This window comes from Nocardia sp. NPDC004722 (genome assembly GCF_053601505.1).
In genome coordinates, this window is the sequence record NZ_JBSGBY010000579.1 from 1 (window position 1) to 5,420 (window position 5,420).

Genomic DNA, 5,420 nt, shown 5'->3' on the forward strand with positions numbered 1-5,420 from the left:
GCCCGGTCCCATTCCGAACCCGGAAGCTAAGGCCACCTGCGCCGATGGTACTGCACTCGACAGGGTGTGGGAGAGTAGGACACCGCCGGAACATCATTCGCGAAGGCCCCCAGCAATCATGCTGGGGGCCTTTGGCGTATCCGTGGAACGTCTACCTTGTGAGAGCACTGCTCTTGACTCGGGGCGGTGTATCTGTGACTATTGATCGGAATGGAGAGCACCGATCTCGGAGTCGTCATGATTAGTACCGCCTGGTCCGCCGTCAATCTCACCCTCGCGTTCGCGTTCGAACTCGTAGCCGTTGCGGCACTGGCCTTCTGGGGAGTGCGCACCGGGCACACCCGGGCGGCGAAGGTGCTGCTGGGGGTCGGCATGGCGGTGGCCGCCATGGTGCTCTGGGGCCTGTTCGCCGCGCCGCAGGCGACCTACTCGGTGCCGGTGGCCGCCGTGGTCACCAAGGTCGCTGTCTTCGGGGGCGCCGCGGCGGGACTCTGGCAGCTCGGCTACCGCACGGCCGCGGTCGCGTTTCCGGTGGTGGTGGCCGCCAACCTCGCGGTGATCCACTTCGGGCACCTGTCGATGTGAGGGTCCTTGTGCCGCGCGGAAATTCGCGCGACACCAATGGCGTTGCACTGTTAGGTTCACGCGGTGGGGCCGTTGATCCCGCCGAACACTCGAGAGCAGGAAGGGGCCTGGCCATGCGTACCTATCGCACCGCCGTCGTCGCCCGCCCGCGCTTCGAGGTGATCCTGGTGTCTTCGCCGGCTCGGTGCCGGCTGCGCGGCCGGTACTGAGTACCCCGGACCTCTGTCGTCCCGGGGAATCGCGCTGTTCTGTACAAGATCAGCTCGAAGGACGTATTACCGTGCGTACCAATCTTTCTCGACAAAACCTGGCTGTCGTTCGTAACCTCGGAATTCTCGCGCATGTGGACGCGGGCAAGACCACGGTGACCGAGCGCATGCTGTTCCTCACCGGGATCACCCACAAGCGTGGCGAGGTGCACGACGGCACCACCGTCACCGATTTCGATTCGCAAGAACGGGATCGGGGCATCACCATCTTCGCGGCGGCGGTGAGCTGCCGATGGGCGGACCATCGGCTCACCGTCATCGATACTCCCGGGCACGTCGACTTCTCCGATGAGGTCGAGCGTTCCCTGCGGGTATTGGACGGCGCCGTGGCGGTTTTCGATGCCGTCGCCGGTGTCGAGCCGCAGAGCGAATCCGTGTGGCGGCGGGCCGACCGCTACGGCGTGCCGCGTGTCGCGTTCGTAAACAAGATGGACCGGGCCGGAGCCGACCTGACGGCCACCGTGGCTTCCATCCGCGAACGGCTGCACCCGGTTCCGCTACCGATCCAGGTGCCCGTCTATGCAGGTGACGTATTCACCGGCGTGGTGGACCTGGTCCGCCTGCGGGCGCTGCACTGGGACGGCGGACTGGTCGAAGGACCGGTGCCCGAACACTTGGTGGCAGCGGTCGAGCAGGCCCGGCGGGAGCTGGAAGAAGCAGTGGCGGAACGGAATCCGGCGGCGCTGGAGGAGTTCGTCGAACGCTCCGCGCTGTCGGCGGACACGCTGCGCGCCGCGCTGCGGGAGCTCACCCTCTCCGGCGAGGTGGTCCCCGTGCTGTGCGGTGCGGCCTACCGTGACATCGGTATCGAGCCGCTGCTCGACGCCGTGGTCGCCTACCTGCCGTCGCCGCTGGACCGGCCGCCGGTCGGCGCCGAGGACGAGCGCCGCGGCGCGGATCCGGCGGAACCGCTTGCGGCGCTGGCGTTCAAGGTGCACGCCACGCCGACCGGGCGGCTCACGTTCGTGCGCGTCTACTCCGGCGTCCTGGCCAAGGGCGACACCGTGCTCGACGCGGGTGCGGGCCGTCGGGAGCGGGTCGCCCGCATCCTCCGGGTGCAGGCGGACCGGCACGAGGAGGTGGACTCCGCCGTGGCGGGTGACATCGTCGCGCTGGTCGGGCCCAAGTCGGTCCGGGTCGGCGCCACGCTGTGCGCGCCGGACGCACCGGTCGAGTTGGAGCCGCCGGTTCCGACCGAGCCGGTGGTGTCGGTGGCGGTCGAGACGAAATCCAGTGCCGAGTCCGACAAGCTGGCGGTCGCGCTGGCGCGGCTGGCCGACGAGGATCCCTCGCTCACCGTGAGGACCGATCCCGAGACCGGGCAGACGCTGCTGGCCGGGCTGGGTGAGCTGCATCTGGAGGTCGTGGTGGAGAAGCTGCGCCGCGACCGCGGGCTGAGCGTGTCGGTCGGCCGGCCTCAGGTGGCGTACCGCGAGACCGTGGTGCGGGGCGTGCGGGGCTTCACCTACCGGCATGCCAAGCAGGACGGTGGATCCGGGCAGTGGGCGCACATCGTGTTCGATGTGCGACCGCTGGACGAATCCGATTCCGGGGCGACCGGATTCGAGTTCGAGTCCACGGTGGTCGGCGGCCGGGTGCCCGCGGAGTTCGTGCGCGCGGTCGAGGCCGGGTGCCGCGACGCCCTGGCCGAGGGTCCGCTGGCGGGCCATCCGGTCACCGGGGTGCGGGTCACGCTCACCGACGGTGCGACGCATTCGAAGGATTCGTCGGACCTGGCCTTCCGGACGGCAGGGCGGCTCGGCATGCGGGAAGCCCTGCGCGCCAGTGCCATGGTGGTGCTCGAGCCGCTGGTGGAGCTGACCGCGACCGTGCCGGAGGACTATGTCGGTGCGGTGCTGGGTGATCTGGCGGCGCGGCGCGGGCGGGTCACCGGTTCGGTGACCCGGATCGGTTCCGTGGTGCTCACCGCCACGGTGCCGCTGGCCGAATTGTTCGGTTACGCAACCCGTTTGCGCAGTCGGACGCAGGGACGGGGCACGTTCACCACGCGCCCGCTGGGTTACGCGCCCGCTCCGTGACGGGTCCGATCCGGGGCCGGTGGCGGCGACAGTCGATGTCGTCCGCCGCCGGTCCCGGTGTTCGTCGCGGAGGAAATCCGCCACGAGGGGTTGTTTGTTGTCGCGACTACAGTTACTGTTGTCGCAACAACAGAAATCCCCCGAGTGGAGATGATTCAGATGATGTACTCGTTCACCGAAACCGCCGTGATCAAGGGCGATGTCGACAAGATCTGGGCGGTCGCCACGGACGTCGCCAACTGGGCCGCCTGGGACCCGCACGAGGAGAAGTCCCGCATCGACGGCGAGTTCGCGGCCGGGACCAAGGGCTGGGTCAAGCCGAAGGGCGCACCCGCCGGTCCGTTCACCATCGTGGCGGTCGAGCCTGGGAAGTCGTGGACCAGTGAGGCGGGCATCCCGTTCGGCAAGCTGCGCGGGCACCGCACCTACGAGCCGCTCGGTGACGGCACCGTGCGGGTGGCGGAGAATGTGGAGGTCCACGGGCCGATGGGGCCCTTGTTCAAACTCATTTGGGAGAAGGGCATGCGTGCGGATATGCCGCTGACCTTCGCCGCATTGGAACAGGAGGCGCTACGGCGTGGCTGAATCACCGGGATCGCCAGGGTCCCCGCGCGGCGTGCCGCGGGGACCGCTCATGAGTCCGGGCTTCTGGCTGCACCACGCGGCGCTCGAATGGCGGGCGACGCTGGAACGCAATCTGCGTCCGCTCGGCCTCACACCCACCCAGTTCAATCTGCTGGCCTCGGCCGGTTGGCTGAGCAGGCAGGGGGAGTTGCCGACTCAGCAGCAGGTGGCGGACATGTCCGGCTCGGATCGGATGATGGCGTCCAAGGTGATTCGCGCGCTCGAGGAGCGCGAACTGCTGGTGCGCGGCGCCGACCCCGCCGACGCCCGTGTGCTGCGGATCGAATTGACTACGGCGGGTAGGGAATTGGTGAGCAAGGGGGTGCAGATCGCCGTCGACACCGACGTCCAGCTCTTCGGCGCGGACGGCGACGCGATCCGGGAACAGCTGAAACCGGTTGCCGCCCACCGGTTGCCGGATTGATCAGCCTTTGACCAGGATGGCCCGGGTGTAGAGCAGGGCGAAGCCCTGACGCTGGACATTCTGCTGCGATTTCGAGCCGGGCTGGGTGGTGACGACCGCGATATCGCAGCCCGCCGCCGTCGCCTCGGCCAGCCGGACCGACAGCAGTGACGACTGCACGCCGTGCCGCCGATGCGCGGGACCTGTTGCGGCACCCGTGAGTTGGGCGACGCCCTGGGACATGCGCATGCTCGCCCCGCCCGCGACCGCGTCGCCCCGGCGGGCCAGATAACGCTGGACGCCCGCCGCGCCGGTCAGATCGCGCATGGCATTGGCAATGATCTCGGCCGGGAATTCCTCGTGCGAGGCCACACCCTGGGTGTCGGGATGGGCGAAGCCCTCGGCGACCACGTCCAGCCAGGCATCGAATTCGTCCTCGGTGCTGTGGCTCACCTCGACGCCGTCGGCGACGATCGCGGCGCGCTCGCCGCCGAGTTCGATGCCGAGCACATTCTCGAACGACACCAGCCGGTACCCGCGTTCGGTGAGCAGTTCCCCGACTCCCGGATCGCCCAGCTGCGACACCTCGGCCTGCACCGCGGTCTCACGCTCCGCGAACAGCCGCTCGATCTGCTCGAGTTCGGCCACCATCGGGACTCCGTCGAACCCCAGCCCGGCGACCTTGTTGAGCGGTGAATTCTCCTCGGCGAAAGAGGCCACCCCGCCCGCGACCGGAACCACGAACCCGGCCGTGTCCCCGCGCCGCGCAGCCGCGGCCCCGCTGCCCTTGCTGATCAACTCCGCCTCGACCCGCTCGATGCGCGCCGCCAGCTCCGTCCCGCAGAAAAACGTGCCCTGCTCACCAGCCATGCCCGCCAGCCTAATTCGATCCGCCGCTCGACCGCCTCGGCTTTTCCGGCGCGGCCGCGATGAAGCACAGTGGCGGCGACCGCCTGCCGGAAGACGCCCAGCGGATTACCGGTTCCCTCGGCATCGGCCTGGCTCAACGCCGCGCGCGCCTGGGTGCCCAGCCATCTCGGCTGCTCGCTGTCGTTCGTGGGTGTGCGGCGGTGATCCGGGCGCAGGGCGGAAGCGGCGGACGGGCCCGCCCGCGACGGCCCGGATGTCCCGGACCCGGTAGCAGCGCTCGGCGGTGGGTCCGGCAGATGCTGAGGCCATAGGTCAGCTGGTACCAGGGCTGGGCCCGGATCTGTCGGGGGCGGTGGTGCCGGGCGGGGAACTTGCGGGCCGTAGGGTCGGGGCGTGGCTTTTGATCGTGCGACCGGACCGGCGGGCGGACTCGTGGTGGGGTTCGACCTGGATATGACGCTGATCGATTCGCGGCCGGGGATCGCGGCCGTGTGGGATGCGGTGGCCGCGAAGACCGGGGTGGCGATCGACTCGGAGTTGGTGGTGTCGCGGTTGGGGCCGCCGTTGGCGCATGAGGCGGCGCAATGGTTTCCGGAGCACGAGGTGCCGGGGGTCGTGGCCATGTACCGG

6 protein-coding genes, 1 rRNA gene and 1 pseudogene are annotated in these 5,420 nt (G+C 69.3%); 7 read left to right on the forward strand and 1 reads right to left on the reverse strand.

Annotated elements, in window-relative coordinates:
* The 5 genes from rrf to ACWELQ_RS37070 all read left to right on the forward strand — a co-directional run.
* Nucleotides 1–91 (forward strand): 5S ribosomal RNA (gene rrf / locus ACWELQ_RS37050); the annotation flags it as partial.
* Nucleotides 92–210: 119 nt separating this feature from the next.
* On the forward strand, nucleotides 211–585 hold the full coding sequence (locus tag ACWELQ_RS37055; protein ID WP_452401681.1) for a YrdB family protein: 375 nt from the start codon (nucleotides 211–213) through the stop codon (nucleotides 583–585).
* Nucleotides 586–865: 280 nt separating this feature from the next.
* On the forward strand, nucleotides 866–2,893 hold the full coding sequence (fusA, locus tag ACWELQ_RS37060) for an elongation factor G (protein WP_452401682.1): 2,028 nt from the start codon (nucleotides 866–868) through the stop codon (nucleotides 2,891–2,893).
* A 159-nt stretch (nucleotides 2,894–3,052) separates the two neighbouring features.
* Nucleotides 3,053–3,478 carry an SRPBCC family protein gene (locus ACWELQ_RS37065; RefSeq protein WP_452401683.1) on the forward strand — a complete coding sequence of 142 codons (426 nt, stop codon included), beginning with the start codon at nucleotides 3,053–3,055 and terminating at the stop codon, nucleotides 3,476–3,478.
* 49 nt (nucleotides 3,479–3,527) lie between these two features.
* A complete protein-coding gene (locus ACWELQ_RS37070) occupies nucleotides 3,528–3,941 on the forward strand; it encodes a MarR family winged helix-turn-helix transcriptional regulator (protein WP_452401684.1) in 414 nt (137 codons plus the stop codon).
* Here the strand turns inward: ACWELQ_RS37070 and ACWELQ_RS37075 are convergent, their stop codons facing one another.
* Nucleotides 3,942–4,790, reverse strand: coding sequence for a GNAT family N-acetyltransferase (locus ACWELQ_RS37075; protein ID WP_452401685.1), 849 nt, complete (start codon nucleotides 4,788–4,790; stop codon nucleotides 3,942–3,944).
* A 69-nt stretch (nucleotides 4,791–4,859) separates the two neighbouring features.
* Here ACWELQ_RS37075 and ACWELQ_RS37080 point away from each other — a divergent pair, with 69 nt between their 5' ends.
* Both ACWELQ_RS37080 and ACWELQ_RS37085 read left to right on the forward strand, forming a co-directional pair.
* The gene (locus ACWELQ_RS37080; RefSeq protein WP_452401686.1) at nucleotides 4,860–4,994 is read left to right on the forward strand and encodes a hypothetical protein; all 135 of its coding nucleotides are present in this window, start codon (nucleotides 4,860–4,862) and stop codon (nucleotides 4,992–4,994) included.
* 189 nt (nucleotides 4,995–5,183) lie between these two features.
* Nucleotides 5,184–5,420, forward strand: a pseudogene (locus tag ACWELQ_RS37085) (hypothetical protein); the annotation flags it as partial.